This window comes from Mesorhizobium tianshanense (genome assembly GCF_007830515.1).
Classification (GTDB): Bacteria; Pseudomonadota; Alphaproteobacteria; order Rhizobiales; family Rhizobiaceae; genus Mesorhizobium; species Mesorhizobium tianshanense.
In genome coordinates this window covers 49,391-70,871 of sequence record NZ_VLKT01000023.1, presented here as the reverse complement: position 1 = coordinate 70,871, position 21,481 = coordinate 49,391, and the positions used below count along the sequence as shown (strand labels likewise).

Annotated in this window: 19 protein-coding genes; 15 read left to right on the top strand and 4 right to left on the bottom strand. The window is 63.0% G+C overall.

Annotation, left to right across the window (positions count from 1 at the left end; translation table 11 throughout):
* The first annotated feature begins 18 nt into the window (after positions 1 to 18).
* The gene (gene ilvD / locus IQ26_RS18955) at positions 19 to 1,743 is read left to right on the top strand and encodes a dihydroxy-acid dehydratase (RefSeq protein WP_145719879.1); all 1,725 of its coding nucleotides are present in this window, start codon (positions 19 to 21) and stop codon (positions 1,741 to 1,743) included.
* Positions 1,730 to 2,563: a tetratricopeptide repeat protein gene (locus IQ26_RS18950; RefSeq protein WP_145719878.1), complete on the top strand. Its 834-nt coding sequence runs from the start codon at positions 1,730 to 1,732 to the stop codon at positions 2,561 to 2,563. The genes ilvD and IQ26_RS18950 overlap by 14 nt, the downstream gene beginning before the upstream one ends.
* A gap of 75 nt (positions 2,564 to 2,638) precedes the next feature.
* Here the strand turns inward: IQ26_RS18950 and IQ26_RS18945 are convergent, their stop codons facing one another.
* From IQ26_RS18945 to erpA, 4 genes are all read right to left on the bottom strand, one after another.
* On the bottom strand, positions 2,639 to 2,932 hold the full coding sequence (locus IQ26_RS18945; RefSeq protein ID WP_145719877.1) for a hypothetical protein: 294 nt from the start codon (positions 2,930 to 2,932) through the stop codon (positions 2,639 to 2,641).
* 178 nt (positions 2,933 to 3,110) lie between these two features.
* The gene (gene xth / locus IQ26_RS18940) at positions 3,111 to 3,905 is read right to left on the bottom strand and encodes an exodeoxyribonuclease III (RefSeq protein ID WP_145719876.1); all 795 of its coding nucleotides are present in this window, start codon (positions 3,903 to 3,905) and stop codon (positions 3,111 to 3,113) included.
* A gap of 7 nt (positions 3,906 to 3,912) precedes the next feature.
* Positions 3,913 to 4,305 (bottom strand): VOC family protein, encoded by a 393-nt coding sequence (locus tag IQ26_RS18935; protein ID WP_145719875.1) that lies wholly within the window; start codon positions 4,303 to 4,305, stop codon positions 3,913 to 3,915.
* Between the two features lie 2 nt (positions 4,306 to 4,307).
* On the bottom strand, positions 4,308 to 4,655 hold the full coding sequence (gene erpA, locus IQ26_RS18930) for an iron-sulfur cluster insertion protein ErpA (RefSeq protein ID WP_145719874.1): 348 nt from the start codon (positions 4,653 to 4,655) through the stop codon (positions 4,308 to 4,310).
* Between the two features lie 88 nt (positions 4,656 to 4,743).
* Between erpA and IQ26_RS18925 the strand changes: the two genes are divergently transcribed.
* The 13 genes from IQ26_RS18925 to IQ26_RS18860 all read left to right on the top strand — a co-directional run bounded on the left by IQ26_RS18925 (position 4,744) and on the right by IQ26_RS18860 (position 21,344).
* A complete protein-coding gene (locus tag IQ26_RS18925) occupies positions 4,744 to 5,958 on the top strand; it encodes a deoxyguanosinetriphosphate triphosphohydrolase (RefSeq protein WP_145719873.1) in 1,215 nt (404 codons plus the stop codon).
* A gap of 62 nt (positions 5,959 to 6,020) precedes the next feature.
* Positions 6,021 to 7,778 carry an arginine--tRNA ligase gene (argS, locus tag IQ26_RS18920; protein WP_145719872.1) on the top strand — a complete coding sequence of 586 codons (1,758 nt, stop codon included), beginning with the start codon at positions 6,021 to 6,023 and terminating at the stop codon, positions 7,776 to 7,778.
* 103 nt (positions 7,779 to 7,881) lie between these two features.
* On the top strand, positions 7,882 to 11,466 hold the full coding sequence (locus tag IQ26_RS18915) for an SPOR domain-containing protein (protein ID WP_145719871.1): 3,585 nt from the start codon (positions 7,882 to 7,884) through the stop codon (positions 11,464 to 11,466).
* Between the two features lie 130 nt (positions 11,467 to 11,596).
* The gene (gene nagZ / locus IQ26_RS18910) at positions 11,597 to 12,616 is read left to right on the top strand and encodes a beta-N-acetylhexosaminidase (protein WP_145719870.1); all 1,020 of its coding nucleotides are present in this window, start codon (positions 11,597 to 11,599) and stop codon (positions 12,614 to 12,616) included.
* A gap of 188 nt (positions 12,617 to 12,804) precedes the next feature.
* Positions 12,805 to 13,605, top strand: a complete 801-nt coding sequence (locus IQ26_RS18905; protein ID WP_145719933.1) for a segregation and condensation protein A — start codon at positions 12,805 to 12,807, stop codon at positions 13,603 to 13,605.
* On the top strand, positions 13,602 to 14,393 hold the full coding sequence (gene scpB / locus IQ26_RS18900) for an SMC-Scp complex subunit ScpB (protein WP_145719869.1): 792 nt from the start codon (positions 13,602 to 13,604) through the stop codon (positions 14,391 to 14,393). Before IQ26_RS18905 ends, scpB begins: the two co-directional genes overlap by 4 nt.
* 181 nt (positions 14,394 to 14,574) lie before the next feature.
* Positions 14,575 to 14,796 (top strand): twin-arginine translocase TatA/TatE family subunit, encoded by a 222-nt coding sequence (locus IQ26_RS18895; RefSeq protein ID WP_013895102.1) that lies wholly within the window; start codon positions 14,575 to 14,577, stop codon positions 14,794 to 14,796.
* 28 nt (positions 14,797 to 14,824) lie between these two features.
* Entirely contained in the window at positions 14,825 to 15,517 is a 693-nt protein-coding gene (gene tatB, locus IQ26_RS18890; protein WP_145719868.1) for a Sec-independent protein translocase protein TatB, read from the top strand.
* Between the two features lie 44 nt (positions 15,518 to 15,561).
* Positions 15,562 to 16,371 carry a twin-arginine translocase subunit TatC gene (gene tatC, locus IQ26_RS18885; protein ID WP_145719932.1) on the top strand — a complete coding sequence of 270 codons (810 nt, stop codon included), beginning with the start codon at positions 15,562 to 15,564 and terminating at the stop codon, positions 16,369 to 16,371.
* Positions 16,372 to 16,690: 319 nt separating this feature from the next.
* Positions 16,691 to 18,235: a serine--tRNA ligase gene (gene serS, locus IQ26_RS18875; RefSeq protein ID WP_145719867.1), complete on the top strand. Its 1,545-nt coding sequence runs from the start codon at positions 16,691 to 16,693 to the stop codon at positions 18,233 to 18,235.
* Complete coding sequence (surE, locus tag IQ26_RS18870) at positions 18,235 to 18,993, top strand: 5'/3'-nucleotidase SurE (protein WP_145719866.1); 759 nt, start codon at positions 18,235 to 18,237, stop codon at positions 18,991 to 18,993. The genes serS and surE overlap by 1 nt, the downstream gene beginning before the upstream one ends.
* Positions 18,990 to 19,652 (top strand): protein-L-isoaspartate(D-aspartate) O-methyltransferase, encoded by a 663-nt coding sequence (locus tag IQ26_RS18865; RefSeq protein WP_208760181.1) that lies wholly within the window; start codon positions 18,990 to 18,992, stop codon positions 19,650 to 19,652. Before surE ends, IQ26_RS18865 begins: the two co-directional genes overlap by 4 nt.
* A gap of 219 nt (positions 19,653 to 19,871) precedes the next feature.
* Positions 19,872 to 21,344, top strand: coding sequence for a peptidoglycan DD-metalloendopeptidase family protein (locus IQ26_RS18860; RefSeq protein ID WP_145719865.1), 1,473 nt, complete (start codon positions 19,872 to 19,874; stop codon positions 21,342 to 21,344).
* The last annotated feature ends 137 nt before the right edge of the window (positions 21,345 to 21,481 follow it).

The window sequence follows — 21,481 nt, the reverse complement described above, 5'->3', positions numbered from 1 at the left end:
CCCGCGGCGAGGACGAGTATGAACGCCAGAGTCATCTCCAAGGCCAAGCTGCCCAGCCGCTATGTGACCGTCGGCCCGGCGCGCGCGCCGCACCGCTCCTATCTCTATGCGATGGGACTGTCGGCGGCCGAGATCGCGCAACCGCTAGTCGGTGTCGCAAGCTGCTGGAACGAGGCGGCTCCCTGCAACATCTCGCTCATGCGCCAGGCGCAGGTGGTCAAGAAAGGTGTCGCCGCGGCTAACGGCACGCCGCGCGAATTCTGCACCATCACCGTCACGGACGGCATCGCCATGGGCCATCAGGGCATGAAATCGTCGCTGGTGTCGCGCGAGGTCATTGCCGATTCGGTCGAACTCACCATGCGCGGCCATTGCTACGATGCGCTGGTCGGCCTTGCCGGTTGCGACAAGTCGCTGCCCGGCATGATGATGGCCATGGTGCGGCTCAACGTGCCGTCGATCTTCATCTATGGCGGCTCGATCCTGCCAGGTTCCTACAAGGGCCGGCAGATCACCGTGCAGGACGTGTTCGAGGCCGTCGGCCAGCACTCGGTCGGCACGATCGATGACGCCGAACTTCTTGAAATCGAACAGGCCGCCTGTCCTTCGGCCGGCTCTTGCGGCGCCCAGTTCACCGCCAATACCATGGCCACCGTCGCCGAGGCCATCGGCCTGGCGCTGCCCTATTCCTGCGGGGCGCCGGCACCCTACGAGATGCGCGACCGCTTCAATTTCGCCTCGGGCGAAAAGATCATGGAGCTGATTGCAAAGAATATCCGCCCGCGCGACATCGTCACGCTGAAGGCGCTGGAGAATGCGGCGACCGTGGTTTCGGCCACCGGCGGGTCGACCAACGCGGCGCTGCATTTGCCCGCGATCGCACATGAAGCCGGGATAAAGTTCGACCTCTTCGACGTGGCCAGGATCTTCGAGAAGACGCCCTATATCGCCGACCTGAAGCCGGGCGGCAAATATGTAGCCAAGGACATGTTCGAGGCCGGTGGCATTCCGCTTTTGATGAAGACGTTGCTCGATCATGGCTATCTGCATGGCGACTGCCTGACGGTGACCGGCCGCACTTTAGCCGAAAATATGGAGCACGTAGCCTGGAATGATAGCCAGGATGTGGTCCGTCCCGCCAACCGACCAATCACCCAAACGGGTGGCGTCGTGGGCTTGAAGGGAAACCTTGCCCCCGAAGGCGCGATCGTGAAGGTCGCGGGCATGTCGGAGCTGAAATTCTCGGGTCCGGCGCGCTGCTTCGATTCGGAAGAGGAGTGTTTCGAGGCAGTTACGGATCGCAGCTACAGCGAAGGCGAGGTCCTCGTCATCCGTTACGAGGGTCCGCGTGGCGGTCCGGGCATGCGGGAAATGCTTTCGACGACAGCGGCTCTCTACGGTCAGGGCATGGGCGGCAAGGTGGCTCTCATTACCGACGGACGTTTTTCGGGCGCGACACGCGGTTTCTGCATCGGCCATGTCGGGCCGGAAGCCGCCATGGGCGGTCCGATCGGGCTGCTGAAGAACGGCGATGTGATCTCGATCGATGCGGTGAACGGCACGATCGAGGTGGCGCTGTCCGACACCGAACTGGCGGCGCGGGCAAAGGCATGGAAGGCGCGCTCAACCGACTATCAGTCGGGCGCGATCTGGAAATACGCACAAACGGTAGGGCCTGCCCGCGATGGCGCGGTGACCCATCCCGGCGGTGCGAAAGAAACACACTGTTATGCGGATATCTGAGTTGCTGAGGTCGTCTGTCTTTTCGGCACTGGTCGCGATCGCCACTTTTGGCGCGACCTTGGGCGCCGCGGGCCAGGCCGTGGCCTTCGACGACAAGGTGTTCGACGACAAGACCGGCGTGAAGCCGCAGTCCAGCCCGTGGGCAGTGTTCCAGTTCGGCTTCTCCGCCTACAAGAACGGCCGCAAGGAGCAGGCCGCGGAGGCCTACAAATACGCAGCCGAAAACGGCCAGATCGGCGCCACCTGGAAGCTTGCGCGCATGTATGCCGAGGGTGACGGCGTGGAGCGCGACGATTACGCGGCGTTCAAGTTCTTCAGCGAGATCGTCGACCAGGACGTCGAGCCCGGTTCGCCGGAAGAGAGCTATGTATCGGACGCGCTCGTGGCGCTCGGCGACTATCTGAGGAAGGGCATCCCCGGCAGTCCCATCACAGAGGACGAAGTGGCGGCCCAGGAATATTACATGCGCGCCGCCGCCAACTACCGCAACCCGAACGCCCAGTTCGAGATGGGCCAGATGTTCCTGAATGGCAAGGGCGGCGTCAAGGCCAGCATCAAGCAGGCCGGACGCTGGTTCCAGCTCGCTGCGGAAAAGGGCCATGCCGGTGCGCAAGCGACGCTCGGCAACCTGCTCTTCCAGAGCGGTAAGATCGTTCGGGGGCTGGCGATGATGACCGCAGCACTTGAGCGGGCCTCACCCGCCGACCGGCCATGGATACGCGGCATGCAGGAAGAGGCATTTGCCGCGGCCGGCGAGGCCGACCGCCGCACCGCGATTTCGCTGGCCGGTGACATCCTCACCAAAGGCGGCGACCAGTAGTCGCGAAGCCAGTAGCCACGAAGCCAGTAGCCACGAAGATTGGGCATCCCGAAAAATCAAGTCGGGCAGCCGAGATCAGTTCTCGATCGGTTTCGTCGGAACGGGGCTGGGCTCCGGCGTTGAAATCGGCGTGGCCGGTTGATGCGGCGCCGGTGTTCCCGGACAATCGCCCTGAATCTTTTTCCACGACGTGTTGTTGAGCACCGTGTCGCAGCGGGCGAGGTGGCTCTGGCCGGCAAGCGTCAAGCAGGCGACCTGACCGATCTGGAACGATTTTCCGTTGGCCAGGCAGTGCGGTTCGGCAAAAGCTGACGTCGCGGCGAGGGCAAGCGCCGCGGCATACGGGCAAAGCGCAAACCTGATCGTCATCCTGAACCCCAGCCAAGCCGAGATTACAGCCGAACCCCCGATTGTGGCGATATGAGGGTCTGGACCATGATCCCGAACTGAAGGTCCGGCGCTGCAAGGAGATAGAGCTCATCCGATTCCACCGGAATGGGAACAGGCTCTATAGACTGGAAATCCGGCGATCCGGACCTCGAAATGATCAGATTGGCGCAAAAGTCAGTTCGATGGCCACGGGCACGTGGTCGGAGGGTTTTTCCCAGGCGCGCACGTGCTTTTCGATCGCGGCGGAGGAAAAGCGGTTGGCGGCTTCGGGCGAGAGCAACAGGTGATCGATGCGGATGCCATTGTTCTTCTGCCAGGCGCCGGCCTGGTAATCCCAGAAAGTGTAGGTGTCCGGCGCGTCGGTGACCGCGCGCACGGCTTCGGTGAAGCCGAGATTCTTCAGCCGGCGGAACGCCTGCCGCGTCTCTGGCTGAAACAGGGCATCGCCCAGCCAGTTCTCTGGAAATCTTGCGTCGATGGGCTCGGGAATGACGTTGTAGTCGCCCGCCAGCACCAGCGCCTCTTCCAGCAAAAGCCGTTCCTCGGCCCAGCGCTCCAGCCGCGCCATCCAGGACAGCTTGTAGGAGAACTTCCTTTCGTCGTCGACCGGGTTGCCGTTCGGCAGATAGAGCGAGGCGACGCGCAACGCGCCCTTGTCGGTCGAGAACACGCCCTCGATGAAACGCGCCTGCTCGTCGGCGTCGTCGCCCGGCAGGCCTCTGATAACCTCGTCGAAGCGCAGCTTCGACAGGATGGCGACGCCGTTGAAACCCTTCTGGCCATGGGTTTCGACATTGTAGCCAAGCGCTTCGATCTCGGCGCGCGGAAACTGCTCGTCGACCGTCTTGATCTCCTGCAGGCAGGCGATATCAGGCGCGCTTTCCGTTAGCCAATGGGTCAAATTGCCGATGCGGGCCCGAACGCCGTTGATGTTCCAGGTGACGATTTTCATGACGGCCTCATTGCTGTTGCGGCGGATGACGTTCGACGAGGCCGATCGTATTGCCTGCCGGGTCCTTTAGGAAGGCCATCCATTCGCTTTCCCCCGCCGGCCCGAACAGGCCTTCCGTGTCGCGATGGACGAGCATTGGCGGCGCGGTGAAAGGAACGCCGGCGGCTTTTGCCGAGGCGTGGAAATCGTCAAGGTCCGATATGTCGAGATAGACGGTGCCGGCCGGCAGACCGTCCGTGAAAAGCAGGCGCACGTCGCCCGCCATGATGAAGGCGATGCCAGGCGGCTCGAAGCGCACGTGCACTGTCATGCCGAGCACGTCGTGCCAGAACGCCAGCGTTGCATCGAGATCGCGCCCGGCTGAAAGCGCGACCTGACGGACCGCGCCGATGGCAGGCATTTCTAAATACTGAAGCTGGTGCCGCAGCCGCATGAGGCGACCGCATTCGGGTTCCTGATCTGGAACGACTGGCCCATCAAATCGTCGACGAAATCGATCACCGAGCCACCCATATAGACCAGCGAGAGGTCGTCGATCAGAACAGTAGCGCCGTCCTTCTCGATGGCGACGTCGTCGTCGTTGCGCGTGTCGACCAGGTCGAACTTGTAGGAAAAGCCGGAACAGCCGCCGCCCTCAACCGAAACGCGCAGCGCCGTCTTGCCGGCTTGGCCAGATACAATCTTGGCGATCCGCTTGGCGGCGGCATCGGTCATCTCGACTTTCATGGCAGTCTTGGCGTCAGCGCCCATGGGCGTCACCTTGCTTTCGGTTTCACATGATAGGTATGAAGCGCGAGGGGGCAAGTCAACTGCGGCATAGGCTATGACAATTGGGGCCATGACGAACGAGTTGGGCGACATCGGTTTCGGCTATAGGCCGCGCGCGGCCTATGCCTGCGATCCGGCAAAGTCGCGCGGGCGGCTGTTCGACGAGGTGGAGAGCCCGACCCGAACGCCGTTCCAGCGTGACCGCGACCGCATCATCCATTCGACGGCCTTTCGCCGGCTGAAGCACAAGACACAGGTGTTCGTCGCGCATGAGGGCGACCATTACCGCACCCGGCTGACGCATTCGATCGAGGTGGCGCAGATTGCGCGCGCCCTGGCTCGAGCGCTGCGCGGCGACGAGGATCTGGCCGAGGCGGTGGCGCTGGTGCACGATTTCGGCCACACGCCCTTCGGCCATACCGGCGAGGACGCGCTGAACGAGAAGATGGCCGCCTGGGGCGGCTTCGACCACAACGCGCAATCGCTGCGCGTGGTGACGCGGCTGGAGAGCCGCTATGCCGAGTTCGACGGGCTGAACCTCACCTGGGAAACGCTGGAGGGTCTGGTCAAGCACAACGGACCGCTGACCGACGCCCGCGGAAAAGGCCTGAAGGGGCTGGTGCCACAAGCGATCCGCGATTATTCGGAGCTGCATGACCTTGAACTCGACCGCTTCGCCGGCATCGAGGCGCAGTGCGCGGCGATCGCCGACGACATCGCCTACAACACCCATGACATCGACGACGGCCTGAGATCAGGCTTCCTGACGCTGGACATGCTAGAGAAGGTCTCGCTGCCCGGCTCGATCCTCGAAGGCGTGCGTCAGCGCTATCCGGCGCTCGACGATATGCGCACCGGCCACGAACTGATGCGACGGCAGATCACGATGATGGTCGAGGACGTCATCGTTTCCACCAGCGCCAATCTCGCCCGCATCAAGCCGGACAGTGCAGACGCGGTGAGGGCGGCAGGCGAGACGATGGTCACCTTTTCCGCCGAAATGGCCGCGTTCGAAAAGGAGTTGAAGGCTTTTCTCTACACGCATCTCTACCGGCACAGCGAGGTCATGCGCGTGCGCAACGATGCCGAGCAGATCGTCAAGAACCTGTTCGATGTCTATTTCGCCGATCCGCGCGCCATGCCCGATGGCTGGCGCGAGGGGCTCGACCGGGCCGACGATCGCATCAAGGCGCGCAGCGTTGCCGATTTCCTGGCGGGCATGACGGATACCTACGCTTTGAAGGAACACCGCCGTTTGTTTGACCATACGCCTGAATTAAGCTAGGGCGGGCTCGATTTTGCCGGCCAATAAGCCGGATCCCTGCAAAGCCGCCAGAGTCACACCAAATGAACATCTTCGCCGACTTCAACGCGCGAATCACCAGAGCTGTCGAAGCGCTTGATTTGAAAGACAAAGACGGCGGTTCGCTGGACCTGTCGCGCATCGCCGTCGAGCCGCCGCGCGACGCCAGCCATGGCGATCTGGCGACCAATGCGGCGATGGTGCTGGCCAAGCCGACCGGCCAGAATCCACGCGCATTGGCTGAAAGGCTGGCGCAGGCGCTGCGCGCCGACACCGACATCGCCGCCGCCGACGTCGCTGGTCCGGGCTTCGTCAATCTCAGGCTCAAGGACGCATTCTGGCAGGCGCATCTGACCGCGCTGCTCGGCGAAGGCCGCAATTATGGCCGCTCGACGGTTGGCGGCGGCAAGAAGGCCAATGTCGAATACGTCTCCGCCAATCCAACCGGACCGATGCATGTCGGCCATTGCCGTGGCGCCGTGGTGGGCGATGCGCTCGCCAACCTGATGGCCTTCGCCGGCTATGACGTGACCAAGGAATATGTCATCAACGACGCCGGTTCGCAGATCGACGTGCTCGGCCGATCGGTCATGCTGCGCTACCGCGAGGCGCTCGGCGAAGAGATCGGCGAGATTCCGGCCGGGCTTTATCCGGGCGACTATCTCATGCCGGTCGGCCAGGCTCTGGCCGGCGAATTCGGCCGCTCCCTGCTGCAGATGCCCGACGAGGAAGCGCTTGCCATCGTCAAGGACCGGACCATCGACGCGATGATGGCGATGATCCGCGCGGATCTGGCGCTGCTCAACGTGCATCACGACGTCTTTTTCTCAGAGCGCACGCTGCATGCCGACAACGCCCGGAAAATCCGCTCGGCCATCGCCGACCTGACGCTCAAGGGGCATATCTACAAGGGCAAGCTGCCGCCGCCCAAGGGCGAGAAGCCGGACGACTGGGAGGATCGCGAGCAGACGCTGTTCCGCTCGACAGCGGTCGGCGACGACATGGACCGGGCGCTGGTCAAGTCGGACGGCACTTTCACCTATTTCGCCGCTGATGTCGCCTATTTGAAGGACAAGGTCGATCGCGGCTTCGTCGAGCTGATCTATGTGCTTGGCGCCGATCATGGCGGCTATGTGAAGCGCCTGGAAGCGCTCGCCCGGGCGATTGCCGGCGACGAGGTGAAGCTCACCGTCCTGCTTTGCCAGTTGGTGAAGCTTTTTCGCGACGGCGAGCCGGTGCGCATGTCGAAGCGGTCGGGCGATTTCGTGACCCTGCGCGAAGTGGTGGAGGAGGTCGGCCGCGATCCGATCCGTTTCATGATGCTCTACCGCAAGAACGATGCGCCGCTCGATTTCGACTTCGCCAAGGTGACCGAGCAGTCGAAAGACAACCCGGTGTTCTACGTGCAGTATGCCTCGGCGCGCTGCCATTCGGTGTTCCGGCAAGCGAGCGAACAGTTGGGCGAGGCCAATTTCGACCGCAATCGGCTGGCCGCAGCCACCGCTTCGCTGGCCGACGAAGGCGAGATCGGCCTGATCCGGAAGCTTGCGGAATACCCGCGGCTGATCGAATCCGCGGCACTTGCGCTCGAGCCGCACCGGCTGGCATTCTACCTCTACGATCTCGCCTCCAGCTTCCACGGACATTGGAACCGCGGCACCGAGAATCCCGACTTACGTTTTGTTAAGGTTAACGACCGACAATTGACGCATGCCAGACTAGGGCTGGTGCAGGCTGTTTCGGACGTTTTGACGTCCGGCCTGACGCTGATCGGAGCCGATGCGCCCACCGAAATGCGTTAGGTTTGACTAAAAAACCTGTCACCTTTTGCCCACATTGCGCTGGTAAGGGCCAACCCTACGCGACGTCCATGGCGTCCGAATGAGTGCGAGTTCGGGAACAATAATGGCAGACAGAACCCAGCTGAGAGCAGCCGCCCAAAACGATATCGCCGACGATGATCCGTTCGCGGAACTGACCAGGATCATGGGGTTCGACCCGCGCCAGCCGGTCAAGCCGCAGGCCCAGCCGAAGGCGGCTCCCGCCAGCCAGCCGGTGGACGAGGGCGATTTCGACATCGACCTCGAGAAGGAGTTGATGGGCGAATTCGGCGCCGACGACAATGACAGTGTCGCCGAGGTTCGCGAGCCGGCCTTCAACGCGGCTGCTACTGACGCAGTGGACGACGAGCTTGCCGCGTCGCTCGAACAGGATTTCCCGCTGTATGACGACGCGGCGGACGAAGCCGCCCATGCCGTCGCTGCCGACGAGGCGCACTCTGGGGCTGCCGAAGCATCCGCGCCGGCCGTTGAATCTGCTTTCGATGACGGTTTCGATGATGCGCTCGCCAGTTCGCTCGAAGACGTCTCGCCATTCGAAGATGATTTGTCGGTAGACGACGAGCTTGCCGCGTCGCTCGAACAGGATTTCCTGCTGTATGACGACGCGGCCGACAAGGCTGGACAGAATACCGCCGCCGCCGATGTTTCCGCGTCGCGCGCCGAGCCCGTCTTGGACGATGAATTCGACAATGCCGTCGCAAGCTCGCTCGAAGACGAACTGATGCTGGACGAGCATGTGCCGATGGAGAGCGCCGCCGGCGTTTCCGCGTCGCGCGCCGAACCCGCCTTGGACGATGAATTCGACAATGCCGTCGCAAGCTCGCTCGAAGACGAGTTGATGCTGGACGAGCATGTGCCGATGGAGAGCGCCGCCGACGTTTCCGCGTCGCGCGCCAAACCCGCCTTGGACGATGAGTTCGACAACGCGGTCGCAAGCTCGCTCGAAGACGAGCTGATGCTCGATGACCATGCGCCGACGGAGCACGCCGCCGTCGATGCTCCTGCGGCGCCTGTTCGGGCTGTTTCGGATGAGTCCGATGAGGACTTTGCCGGCCATTTCGACGACGCCATGGCCGATGTCGACATGGATTTCGACGTTCGCACGGATGAGCCAGTCGAGATTGACGAGCCCGAAATTGACGAACCGGAGACTGTCGCCGCCAAGGACGAGCCTTCCGCCGCACCCTCGGAAGATGCGTTCGATGACGATTTCGATTTGCGCTTCGACGACGTGCTTGCCGAGGAAACCGAAGAGCCGGTTGCGCAGGCCTCCGGCTTTGCGGCCCCGCCGACGGCGCCAGTCACCATGGTTCAGCCGCCGGAGCCAGCCCCCGTCGCTGACGAGCGGAGCCTCGAAGACGAGTTGAACGCTCTGTTGGGCACCATGAGCACACGGGCTGCTCCCGTGGCTGTGCCCGAATCCGCCATGATTCAGCAGCCTGTGGCCGCGGCTGAAAGAACCGCCGACAAACCAATGGATACTGTCGACGACCTGGACTGGAGCCTTGACGAGCAAGCTCCTTCGGAGCCGTCGGATGACGACGCGGTTCAGTCCGCTGACGCCGATCTCGACGCCGTTCTCCTCGATGAGCTCGAGGGCCAGGATTTCGGTGTTGAAGATACCGCCGAGCCGGCCGATGTCGATTTCGATTTCGAGGATGATGAATTGCATGCCGCCTTCGCCAAGGACATCGGTCTGGATCATGGCGACGGCGTTAAGGTTACGACATCCGCTTCCCAGGAGGATCCGGATCAATCGCTCAACTGGCTAGCGGCACGGCCTGCCCCGCCGGCGCCGGCCCGTTCGTGGAGCCGCGTAACGCCGGTCGCACAGTCGCAGCAGCCCGCCTTTGCGGCCCAGCCGACGGCTTCGGCGAATGCCGCGGAAGCTACGCCGCCAATGGCTGCGGCACCGTCCTATCAGGACGAGCCGGCCCATCAGGACGAGCCGGTCGAAGACGACACCAATGCGGCATCCGCGCCAGCGCAAAGCGAACCGCCTTCGGCGTATGACGAGATGCCCGATCTCGAAACGGTCGATGTGCCCGAGCGCGTCGTGGCGCTGGCGGACGATCTCGATATTCCGGAACTCGACTTCGACGAAGACGAACCGGCGGCGCCTGCCTATGACGATCTTGACAACGAGTTCGCCAGCCTTCTCACGGAAATGAATACCGTGGACGTCGCTACGGCTCCAGTGCGCAGCACGGCGTATGACGATGCATCCGGGTTCCGTTCAGGGGCCGAGTTCAAGTCAGCCTATGAGCCCGACCGCGTCGAAACGCGGACCTATGCGGCGAGGCCTGCACAAACGCCCTTCAGTGCGTCCTATGCCGACGCCGCCGGCGGCTTCGATCTGGGCGATGCGCCCGGCGGCGAGCCGGCTTCGCAGGCCGACGACTTTGGCTTGGACGAACTCGACTACGACCCCGAACTGGATGAGGCCATGTCGGTTCCCGGCCTGGCCGGGCAGGAGGCCGCGAGACCCCGTAGCCGTGGCCTGCTGGTCGCCGTGGTCGTTGGCGCCGTGGCGATCGCCGGTGGTATCGGCGCCTTCGCATTGTCTTTCGGCGGCAGTGGCGGCAGCGATGCGCCGGTCATAGTCAAGGCGGACAATGCACCGATCAAGGTCAAGCCGGAAAATCCGGGCGGTACCGTCGTGCCGAACCAGAACAACAAGGTCTATGACGCCGTGGCCAAGGGTGGCGCGAGGCCTGCCGAACCGGTCCAGGAAAAGCTGGTCACCAACACTGAAGAGCCGGTGGACGTGACGGCCAAGGAGCCGCCGCAGAGCCGTGTGGTCGATCTTTCGCCCGACGACATCGACGCGGCTGAAGGCGCCGATGCGATCGGCGGCACGCAAGCGGCCGGCGGCACGCAACCGGCCGGCGGCACGCAAGCGGCCGGAAATGCCGACGCCGCTGCCGCGCCGGCACCCAAATCCGAAGACCGTATCGCCCAGGTTCTGCAGGAGGCCGACAACGACATAACGCCCGATGTCGTCGCAGTTGCGCCCCGTAAAGTGAGGACCATGGTCGTCAAATCCGATGGTTCACTGGTTGCGCGCGAGGATCCGGCACCTGCGGCGCCGCAGGTGGCTGCCGTCGAGCCTGTCGATCCGGCGCCGCAGCATGTGGCACCGGCGGCCCAGGCCGACGACGCGGAGCAGACCGGCACGGTGCCGTCTATTGCCGACCAGGCAAGTGGCGACCCAGTGGCCGGCGACCAGTTGATCGAAGCCGTCAAGCCGGCAGTCGCGCCCGAAGCCCAAACCGCCCAGCCCTTCAACACGCCGGCCACGGTTCCGGTGGCGCCGCAGCGTCCGTCCGACCAGCCGGTCGATGTCGTCGGCGAGGTCAAGCCCGACCAGGTTGCGTCCATCAATCCGGCGGCCTCGAACGGTGGTGGCTCGTGGTCGATGCAGATCGCCTCGCAGCCGACTGTCGAAAGCGCCCAGTCGACCTATCAGGATCTGCAGCGCCGCTATGGCAGCGTGCTTTCCGGCCTCACCGCCAACATCGTCAAGGCCGAGATCGCCGGCAAGGGAACGTTCTACCGCGTTCGCGTCCCGGCGAAGTCACGCAACGATGCAATCAACTTGTGCACCAACTACAAGGCTGCCGGCGGCAACTGCTTCGTGTCGCGCTAGCCAAATCTCCCGTCCTTAGGGGCAAGAAACGGCGCGGTCACGGACCGCGCCGTTTTTTTGGGATTCTGGCTCAACCGCATGTGGTTCGATGCGATTCCCTTTGTTCGCGTGAAGCTCTAAACTCCTGCCCATGACCGAATCAAAATCCATGATCCTCGGCTGCGCCGGGAAATCGCTCACACGCGACGAAATCAATTTCTATCGCAATGAATGCCCGTGGGGCTTCATCCTGTTTGCCCGCAATATCGGCGAGCCCGAGCAGATTCGCGATCTGGTCGCCGCGATGCGTGACTGTGTAGAGCGCCCGGATGCGCCGGTGTTCATCGACCAGGAAGGCGGCCGGGTGCAGCGCCTGCGGCCGCCGCTGGCGCCGAACTATCCGGCCGGTGGCGCGCTCGGCGCCTTGTGGCGCAACGACCACGACGCCGGCAACCGCGCCGCCTGGCTGATGGCGCGGCTGCATGCCTTCGATCTGCTGCGCTACGGCATATCGGCGGATTGCCTGCCAGTGCTCGACGTGCCGATCGAGGGCGCCAGCGACGTCATCGGCGCGCGCGCCTACGGGAAGGAGCCTCGTGCCGTGATCGAACTGGGTCGCGCCGTGGCGGAGGGCCTGATGTCGGGCGGCGTGCTGCCGGTGATGAAGCATATTCCCGGGCATGGACGGGCCTTTGCCGACACGCATTTCGAACTTCCCACCGTCGATGCCTCGATGAGTGATTTGCAGCGGCATGATTTCGCCCCGTTCAGGGAGCTCAATCATTTGCCGATGGCCATGACGGCGCATGTCGTCTACAGCGCGATCGACCCGAACAACCCGGCCACGACCTCCGGCAAGGTCATCGACGAGATCATCCGCGGCGAAATCGGTTTCGACGGGCTGCTGATGAGCGACGACACCTCGATGAAAGCACTTTCTGGGGATTTCCCGTCAAAGGCGGCCGCGATCCTTGCGGCGGGCTGCGATCTGGTCCTTCACTGCAACGGCGTTTTCGAGGAGATGGCCGGCATTGCGTCGCGCACCACGGGGCTTGAAGGCACGTCGTTGCAGCGCGCGCAACGCGCGCTGACCTATATCAAGAACCGCGATCGGGCCGATGAAGCCGAGATACGCGCCGAATTCGCCACCTATTTCGACGCGGTGGCCTAGACCATGATCCCGAAAAGTGGGAACCGGTTTTCGGGCCAGATCGTGGTCAAACAAGAACGTAGACCATGATCCCGAAAAGTGGGAACTGGTTTTCGGAACAGATCATGGTCAAACAAGAAGATAGAATCTGAGGAAAGCGACAGGAAGTGGCGGAAACATTGGACAGTAAGGCCGGCAAGGCCGCACCGATGGACCGTCTTTGGGCCGAGAACGACGATTCGCGGCTGACCGGCGATCCCGCGCTGGTCGTCGACGTCGCCGGTTTCGAAGGTCCGCTCGACCTCTTGCTGCATCTTGCCCGCAACCAGAAGGTCGATCTGGCGCGCATCTCGATCCTGGCGCTGGCCGAGCAATATCTGGCCTTCGTCGAGAAGGTGAGGGCGCTCAGGCTGGAACTTGCCGCCGACTATCTGGTGATGGCGGCGTGGCTGGCCTTTCTCAAGTCGAAGCTTTTGATCCCCAAGCAACCCGGCGACGACGGCGAAAGCGGCGAGGAGCTGGCGGCGGTGCTGCAGTTCCGGCTGAAGCGGCTGGAAGCCATGCGCGACGCGGCGGCCCGGCTGGTCAACCGCAACCGGCTCGGACGCGACGTGTTCGCACGCGGCATGCCGGAGATGGTCATCATCGAGAAACGCAACGCCTATTCGGCCTCGCTCTACGATTTGCTGACCGCCTATGCGGCGCAACGTCAGAAGCAGGCGATCACCAATGTGACGATCGCCAGGCGCGGTGTGTGGTCGCTCAAGGACGCGCGCGAAGTCCTGACCCGGCTGATCGGCACGCTTGCCGACTGGACGGCGCTGGATGGTTTCCTGATCGAGTATCTGACCGATCCGGATGAGCGGCGCACAGCGATCGCCAGCTCCTTTGCGGCAACGCTGGAACTGGTCCGCGAAGGCAAGGTGGAAATGCGGCAGGACGAGGTGTTCGCGCCGCTCTATCTGCGCGGTCGTGCGCAAGGCATCAGGGCAGTCGAGGTGGCATCATGAGTGAACGCGCCAACGCTTCGGTCATTCCGTTCAAGGTCGACGACGAGACCGAAGAGGGCGTGCTCGCCGGGACTCCGGCAGAAAATCAGGCCCAGAACCCATCCCATGCTCCTGGCCAGAATCCTGGCGAGCGGCTGCATATGGCGGAAGCCGTGCGCATGGCCGAGGCGATCGTTTTCGCCAGCGCCGAGCCGGTCAGCGAAAAGCAGCTTGCCGCGCGCCTGCCCGACGGCATCAACATTGCAGCGGCGATGGCTGACTTGCAGCAGATTTATGAGCGGCGCGGGGTCAATCTGGTGCGCGTCGGCGATGCCTGGGCGTTCCGCACCGCCGGCGACCTCGCTTTCCTGATGAGCCGCGACACGGTGCAGCAGAGGAAGCTTTCCCGCGCGGCGCTCGAAGTGCTGGCGATCATCGCCTATCACCAGCCGGTGACGCGCGCCGAGATCGAGGATATCCGCGGCGTCGAAACCTCGAAGGGCACGCTGGACACGCTGATGGAGACCGAATGGGTGAAGATGCGCGGCCGGCGCCGCACGCCCGGCCGTCCCGTCACCTACGGCACCACCGACATCTTCCTCGATCATTTCGCGCTGGAGGAGATCCGCGATCTTCCCGGCATGGAGGAATTGAAGGGCGCCGGGCTGCTTTCGGGCCGCATGCCGTCGAATTTTTCCATTCCGCTGCCGCCGGCCGATCTAGACGCGCTGACCGACGACGAGGATCCGCTGACCGACATCGACCTCGAAGAACTCGGCCTGTTGACGCCGCGCGTCGAGGAAGATTGACCGCAGGCGCGCTGTAGAAAAGGCCGGCAGGCGGGGGCTGCGCGGATTCGTAGCGCCCCTCCCGCAACGAAAGTGCGTGACTTCGGCCACTCATTCATAAACTCTGTCGCGGTTGTGTTTGAATCCCAGCGCGAAAACGCATAGATCATCGTCAGAGAAAACATTTCGAGAGAGAGTTGCTATGGGTTCGTTTTCGATTTGGCACTGGATGATCGTGCTGGTGATCGTGCTGCTGGTGTTCGGCCGCGGCAAGATTCCCGAGCTGATGGGTGACATGGCCAAGGGTATCAAGAGCTTCAAGAAGGGCATGGCCGACGACGATGTCGCCGAGGACAAGCGTACCGTCGAGCACCGTGCCGACGAGACCGTTTCGGCAGTGAAGGAAAAGGCCAGCAAGAGCTGAGCCCAAACTTTAGTCGGAACGTATCGCCATGTTCGACATCGGCTGGACCGAGATGCTGGTGATCGCGATCGTCATGATTGTGGTCGTCGGGCCCAAGGATTTGCCCAAGATGCTGCGCACTTTCGGCCGCACGACGGCAAAGATGCGTGGCATGGCAGCCGACTTCCAGAAGCAGTTCAACGACGCGCTGAAAGAGGCCGAGCTCGACGACGTCAAGAAGTCGGTCGATTCGCTCAGGAGCCTCAACCCGGCCGCCGAGATCAGGAAGCAGCTCAATCCGTTCGAGCAGGCGGCAGCCGACGTGCGCTCCGGGGTCGACGCGGCGATGAAGCCGAAGCCGGCTGTCGACACGGTCACGCCAGATGCTTCGACGCCGCAGGATACCGGGCTGAAGAATGGCGCGACGGTGCTGCCTGATATCAATACCCCGGAAGCGGCGCCGGCGGCGCCAACCTTTCCAGCGATGACCGATGAGTCGGTGGTGACATCGCCTGTCGGGACGGCGACGGCGGCTGCGCCGCAAAAGGCTTCGGCAGCGAAGATGAAGGCTGCGCCAGCGAAAGCGATGCCGGCCCCCACGGCCGCGGCGAAGCCAGCGGCGGTAGCGGCAAAACCTGCCGTAACAAAGACCGCAGCTAAAAAGGCCGAGCCGAAGCCTGCACCGGCAGCGGTGAAGAAGCCGGCTGCAGCCGCCAAAAAGACGGCGGGAGCCACCAAGTGAGCGTTTCGGAAAAGGACGAGGTCGAACAATCGGCGGCTCCCCTGATGGAGCATCTGATCGAGCTGCGCCGGCGGCTGATGTGGTCGATCGGCGGGTTCTTCGTCGCCTTCCTAGTCTGCTTCTTCTTCGCCAAGCAGCTGTTCAACCTGTTGGTCATCCCGTTCAAATGGGCGACCCAATGGGCAGGGCTCGACCCGCATAAGGTCGAGCTGATCTACACGGCGCCGCAGGAATTCTTCTTCACCCAGGTCAAGCTGGCGATGTTTGGCGGCATGGTGATCGCCTTTCCGCTGATCGCCACGCAAATCTACAAGTTCATCGCGCCCGGCCTCTACAAGAACGAACGCAACGCTTTCCTGCCGTTCCTGATCGCTTCGCCGATCCTCTTCGTGATGGGCGCATCGCTGGTCTATTTCTTCTTCACGCCGATGGTGATGTGGTTCTTCCTCGCCATGCAGCAGGCCGGCACTGACGACCAGGTGCAGATTTCGCTGCTGCCGAAAGTGTCGGAATATCTCAGCCTGATCATGACACTGATCTTCTCCTTCGGCCTGGTGTTCCAACTGCCGGTGGTGACCAGCCTGATGGCGCGGGTGGGCATGCTGTCGTCTCAGGCGCTGGTCGAAAAGCGCAAATGGGCCATCGTCATCGCCTTCGTCGTGGCGGCTGTGCTGACACCGCCCGACCCGATAAGCCAGATCGGCCTGGCCATTCCCACGATCCTTCTCTACGAGGTTTCGATCTGGTCGGCCCGGCTGATCGAGCGCAGCAAGGAACGGGAACGTCTGGCGCGCGAGAAGCGGGAGGCTGCGGAAGAGGTGGCCGAAAAACCTGCGGACGCGTCGTCGACGTAGTCTGCACCTACATAGGCTGCATCCTGTCGCGCGCCCCTCTGTCCTGCCGGACATCTCCCCCACAGGTGGGAGATCGGCTGTCATCGCGACTTTCGCTAATCTCCAGCGTGAAGAGTGAGCCTCCGGCGAAGCTGCCAATCTCCCTCCTTGTGGGGGAGATGTCCGGCAGGACAGAGGGGGGCGCGAAGGAACTCGGCCTTGACATCTTGCATCAATCAAGGATGCGGTTTACGCCCTCTGGTCTTTGTTTTTGGGCATGCCGTTGTCCCAAAACCGCTGCGCACTTATGGGCGACTAGCCCGCCGAGGACGAACAAACCATGCTTGACATCAAATGGATTCGCGACAACCCGAAGGTCCTTGTCGAGGCGCTCAAGAAGCGCTCGTGGTCCGGCGATGATGCGCAGTCCACAGTCGATGATCTGATCGCCAGGGACGAGGCGCGGCGCGAACATCTGACCGAGCTACAGACCAGGCAGGAGCGCCGCAACGCCGCGTCGAAAGAGATCGGCAACGCCATGCGTTCGGGCGACGCCGCCCTTGCCGAAAGGCTGAAGGTCGAGGTCGGCGAGATCAAGGCCTTCATCCAGAATGGCGAGGCGCGAGAACGCGAGCTCGACAAGGCGCTGAATGACGTGCTGGCGGTGCTGCCCAATGTGCCGCTCGACGACGTGCCGGTCGGCAAGGACGAGCACGACAATGTCGTCAAGCGCACGGTCGGCAAGGTGCCGACGCGGTCGAACTGGGTGAAGGAGCATTTCGAGATCGGCGAAGCGCTCGGCATGATGGATTTCGAGCGCGCGGCGAAACTGTCTGGCTCGCGTTTCACGGTGCTGAAGAGCGGTTTGGCGCGGATGGAACGCGCGCTCGGCCAGTTCATGCTCGACCTGCACACTACAGAGCACGGCTATGAAGAGATCCAGCCGCCGCTGATGGTCAATTCGGCGACGATGTACGGGACGGGACAGCTGCCAAAATTCGCACTGGATTTGTATAGAATTCACGACGAAAGCAGCCATGCGCATTACGGCATGGAAGAACATGCTGCAGTCATCCCCGGAATACTGAACCAGATCGATCTCTTTCCAAAACTTGTAAAATACCTGAGCACCAGACGCTCGGATCCGGAAAGTGAAGCGCTGCTTCAAGCTCTTGCTAACGGCTTCGGCGATACGACGCTGGAAAGTGTCGAGTATTTTGCGGATTTTCTGAACTCAGTTGTCGATGGCTCGGAGGACCGCAACGGTTTGCTCTCGGATCGATGGCTCATCCCGACCGCCGAAGTGCCGCTGACCAACCTCGTTCGCGAAGAAATCACGGCGCATGAAAAACTGCCGCTGCGCTACACCGCGCTGACGCCGTGCTTCCGCTCGGAAGCCGGTTCGGCCGGGCGCGACACGCGCGGCATGTTGCGCCAGCACCAGTTCTACAAGGTCGAGCTGGTGTCGATCACCGATCAGGAGTCTTCGCTCGCCGAACACGAGCGGATGACCGAATGCGCTGAAGCGGTGTTGAAACGGCTGGAATTGCCGTTCCGCACCATGACGCTGTGCACCGGCGACATGGGCTTTGGCGCGCGCAAGACCTACGACATCGAGGTCTGGCTGCCGGGCCAGAACGCCTATCGCGAGATTTCGTCCTGCTCGGTCTGCGGCGATTTCCAGGCGCGACGGATGGATGCCCGTTACAAGGACAAGGACGGCAAGGGCAATCGCTTCGTCCACACGCTGAACGGCTCCGGCACCGCCGTCGGCCGCGCTCTTATTGCTGTCATCGAAAACTACCAGAATGAGGATGGCAGCGTAACCATTCCTGAAGCGCTTCGGCCTTACATGGGCGGTCTGGAAACGATCGAATCGAAATAATGCGCATCCTCCTGACCAATGATGACGGCATCCATGCCGAGGGCCTTGCATCGCTCGAACGCATCGCCCGCACGCTGTCGGACGACGTCTGGGTGGTGGCGCCGGAGCAGGACCAGTCCGGCTACGCGCATTCGCTGTCGATCTCGGAGCCGCTGCGCTTGAGGAAGATCGGCGAAAAGCACTTTGCGGTGCGCGGCACGCCGACCGACTGCGTCATCATGGGCGTGAAGAAGATCCTGCCCGCGGCACCCGACCTTATCCTGTCCGGCGTCAATTCCGGCGCCAACATCGCCGACGATGTCACCTATTCGGGCACCGTCGCCGGCGCCATGGAAGGCGCGCTGCTCGGCGTCCGCTCGATCGCCTTCAGCCAGGCCTATTCCTACGTCGGCGAGGACCGCGTCGTTCCCTATGAGACCACCGAGGCGCTGGCGCCGGCTTTGCTCAAGAAGCTTGTCGCGACGCCGTTGCCCGATGGCGTGCTGCTCAACGTCAATTTTCCGAATTGCCACCCCGAGGAAGTCGCCGGCACGGTGGTGACCTCGCAAGGCAAGCTCGTCCACAGCCTGTGGGTCGACGAGCGCCGCGACGGGCGCGGACTTCCCTATTATTGGCTGCGCTTCGGCCGCGAGCCGGTCGAGGGCAAGAAGGGCACGGACCTCTACGCGCTGCGCAACCGTCTGGTGTCGGTGACGCCGCTGCAGCTCGATCTCACCGCTCACGAAATCCGCGATCAACTGACCAAGGCGCTCGCATGAATCTGAACCACGGTCCGGTCGACGACCGCGAAGGCTTTGCCGCTTTCCTGCTTCGCTTGCGTGGCAGGGGCACGGTGCCGAAGGCGCTGATCGCCGCCTTCGAGGCGACGCCGCGGCGTGGTTTCCTCGCTGCTCACTTCCATCCGATCGCCTGGTCGGATCGCATGCTGCCGATCGAATGCGGCGAGGCGATCGAGGGGGCCGATCTGCAAGCCGCGGTGATCGCAGCGCTTGCCATCGAACCGGGCAACCGCGTGCTCGAGATCGGCACTGGGTCCGGCTACACCGCGGCGGTGATATCGCGGCTTGCCGTGCGGGTCGTCACCATCGACCGCTACAAGACGCTGGCCGAGCAGGCCAGACAGCGCTTCGAGGCGCTCGGCATCGGCAATGTCATCGTGCGCCAGGCGGACGGCTCCAACGGACTGGCGAACGAAGCGCCGTTCGACCGCATCGTCGCATGGGCGGCCTTCGACAGTCTGCCGCGCTTCCTGCTCGATCAATTGTCGAGCGGCGGCATCGTCATCGCACCGATCGGACCAGCGGAGGGCGAGCAGGTGCTGGCTAAATTGACCAAGGTCGGCAGCCGCTTCGAACGCGAGGAAATCGGCCTCGTCCGCCTGCAGCCGATCCTGCGCAGCATGGCGGCAGTCATCTAGGGGTATGTCGATATTCAGGTAATGCCCGCAGCCGACCTGTCTGGTCGCTTCTCACCCGTCTCCGACTCCGGCTCGGCCTGACCTGGAACCTCATCCATCCAAGTCCAGCTTTAAATATTTTAAGAAAATTTGCGTCTGATTCTAGCGGTTTAACCGACCGGTAACATTAACGCGCTTTAATCGCGGTTAGTTTGTACCGGGTATCTGCGGGTAAATGCGATGCAATTCAGTGTTTTGAAGGCAAACGGACGCAATCTGGCGCGTGGCTTCGCTGTCCTCATGGTCGCGGGTACTGCCGCGGGATGCAGTTCCCAGGTCTCGCGGTTCAACAGCGTCGATGATGTTTTCACCTCCTCGACCAACAACCAGCGCGCCATCATCGACAAGCAGGACGCCGCCCAGCCTTATCCCGGTGACGCTCCGGTTTCGGCCACGCCGCTCGACGGCAGCCATACCCAGTCAGTCACCCGCTCAAGCCTCGAACCGGTGACGACGCAGCAATTGCCGCCGGTCAGCCAGGCGCAGCCGGCCCCCGCGCTAGCGCCTGCCCCCCAGGTCGACCGGACCGCGACCGGGACAGTGGCAAAGCCGTTCAAGGATGCACAGCCTGACGCCCGCGTGGCGACGGCAGGCGGCGAACCGCGTGCCACCGAGGTCGTCGTCAAGGACGGCGAGACCATTTCTGGCCTGTCGCGGCGCTACGGCGTGCCCGCCGACGCCCTAATGAAGGTCAATGGGCTGAGCGCCACCAACGGGCTGAAGGCCGGCCAGAAGATCGTCATCCCGGCCTATGCCTATTCGAGCAAGAAATCGGCGCCGAAGCTTGCCGACGCCAAGCCTGCGAACGACACCAAGCATGATTTGCCGGCCAAGGCGCCGGAGATGGTGGCCGTGCTGCCGCAGCAGCCGAAGCTCAAGGAGGGCAAGTCCGCCGCGCAGGTGGATGCGTCGGCCGCAGCAAGCCAGCCGAAGGACGGAAAAGCCGCCCCTAAGCCGGCTGGCGCCGGTGGCACCTACACGGTCCAGCAGGGCGATACGCTGTCGGCCATCGCCAGGAAGACCGGCGTCGGCGTGGCTGCGTTGAAGCAGGCGAATGGAATGCAGGACGGTCTGCTCAAGATCGGCCAGACCCTGAAAGTGCCGGCCGGCGGAACCGCGACGGTTGCCAGCGCCAAGCCGGCAAAGGTCGATCCGGTAACGACGGCCACCACCCAGCCCGCGGCGAAGACCACTCCGTCGGAGACACTCGCCGCCTACACGCCGCCGAAGAAGGATACGAAGCTCATCCAGCAGGCCGAGGACGATGACGCGGTGGCACCGAACGCCACCGGTATCGGCAAGATGCGCTGGCCGGTGCGCGGCCGCGTGATCTCCAGCTTTGGCGGCGGCAAGGATGGTGTCGACATCGCCGTGCCGGAAGGAACGCCGGTCAAGGCGGCCGAGAACGGTGTCGTCATCTATGCCGGCGACGGCCTCAAGGAATTCGGCAATACGGTGCTGGTGCGCCACGAGAACGGGTTGGTCACGGTCTATGGCCACGCCCGTTCGATCGAGGTCCAGCGCGGCCAGAAGGTCAAGCGCGGCCAGGAAATCGCGCAGTCCGGCATGAGCGGCACCACCGACTCTCCGAAACTGCATTTCGAAGTGCGCAAGAATTCGGCGCCGGTCGATCCTTCGACCTATCTCGAATAAAAGAAAAGTCGATCCTTCGACCTATCTCGAATAGAAGAAGAAAAGCGTTTGCAGGCCGCCTGACCTCCAGTCCGGCCCGCCGGCTCAGCCCGCCCTGCCAAGGGGCGGGCTTTTTCAGTTGCTTTCTAGACCATGAT

What these genes read in the sequence shown, in the direction of transcription:
- ilvD (WP_145719879.1), top strand. Translation starts at nt 19, where the DNA reads ATGAACGCCAGAGTCATCTCCAAGGCCAAGCTGCCCAGCCGCTATGTG.
- IQ26_RS18950 (WP_145719878.1), top strand. Translation starts at nt 1,730, where the DNA reads ATGCGGATATCTGAGTTGCTGAGGTCGTCTGTCTTTTCGGCACTGGTC.
- IQ26_RS18945 (WP_145719877.1), bottom strand. Translation starts at nt 2,932, where the DNA reads ATGACGATCAGGTTTGCGCTTTGCCCGTATGCCGCGGCGCTTGCCCTC.
- xth (WP_145719876.1), bottom strand. Translation starts at nt 3,905, where the DNA reads ATGAAAATCGTCACCTGGAACATCAACGGCGTTCGGGCCCGCATCGGC.
- IQ26_RS18935 (WP_145719875.1), bottom strand. Translation starts at nt 4,305, where the DNA reads ATGCCTGCCATCGGCGCGGTCCGTCAGGTCGCGCTTTCAGCCGGGCGC.
- erpA (WP_145719874.1), bottom strand. Translation starts at nt 4,655, where the DNA reads ATGGGCGCTGACGCCAAGACTGCCATGAAAGTCGAGATGACCGATGCC.
- IQ26_RS18925 (WP_145719873.1), top strand. Translation starts at nt 4,744, where the DNA reads ATGACGAACGAGTTGGGCGACATCGGTTTCGGCTATAGGCCGCGCGCG.
- argS (WP_145719872.1), top strand. Translation starts at nt 6,021, where the DNA reads ATGAACATCTTCGCCGACTTCAACGCGCGAATCACCAGAGCTGTCGAA.
- IQ26_RS18915 (WP_145719871.1), top strand. Translation starts at nt 7,882, where the DNA reads ATGGCAGACAGAACCCAGCTGAGAGCAGCCGCCCAAAACGATATCGCC.
- nagZ (WP_145719870.1), top strand. Translation starts at nt 11,597, where the DNA reads ATGACCGAATCAAAATCCATGATCCTCGGCTGCGCCGGGAAATCGCTC.
- IQ26_RS18905 (WP_145719933.1), top strand. Translation starts at nt 12,805, where the DNA reads ATGGACCGTCTTTGGGCCGAGAACGACGATTCGCGGCTGACCGGCGAT.
- scpB (WP_145719869.1), top strand. Translation starts at nt 13,602, where the DNA reads ATGAGTGAACGCGCCAACGCTTCGGTCATTCCGTTCAAGGTCGACGAC.
- IQ26_RS18895 (WP_013895102.1), top strand. Translation starts at nt 14,575, where the DNA reads ATGGGTTCGTTTTCGATTTGGCACTGGATGATCGTGCTGGTGATCGTG.
- tatB (WP_145719868.1), top strand. Translation starts at nt 14,825, where the DNA reads ATGTTCGACATCGGCTGGACCGAGATGCTGGTGATCGCGATCGTCATG.
- tatC (WP_145719932.1), top strand. Translation starts at nt 15,562, where the DNA reads ATGGAGCATCTGATCGAGCTGCGCCGGCGGCTGATGTGGTCGATCGGC.
- serS (WP_145719867.1), top strand. Translation starts at nt 16,691, where the DNA reads ATGCTTGACATCAAATGGATTCGCGACAACCCGAAGGTCCTTGTCGAG.
- surE (WP_145719866.1), top strand. Translation starts at nt 18,235, where the DNA reads ATGCGCATCCTCCTGACCAATGATGACGGCATCCATGCCGAGGGCCTT.
- IQ26_RS18865 (WP_208760181.1), top strand. Translation starts at nt 18,990, where the DNA reads ATGAATCTGAACCACGGTCCGGTCGACGACCGCGAAGGCTTTGCCGCT.
- IQ26_RS18860 (WP_145719865.1), top strand. Translation starts at nt 19,872, where the DNA reads ATGCAATTCAGTGTTTTGAAGGCAAACGGACGCAATCTGGCGCGTGGC.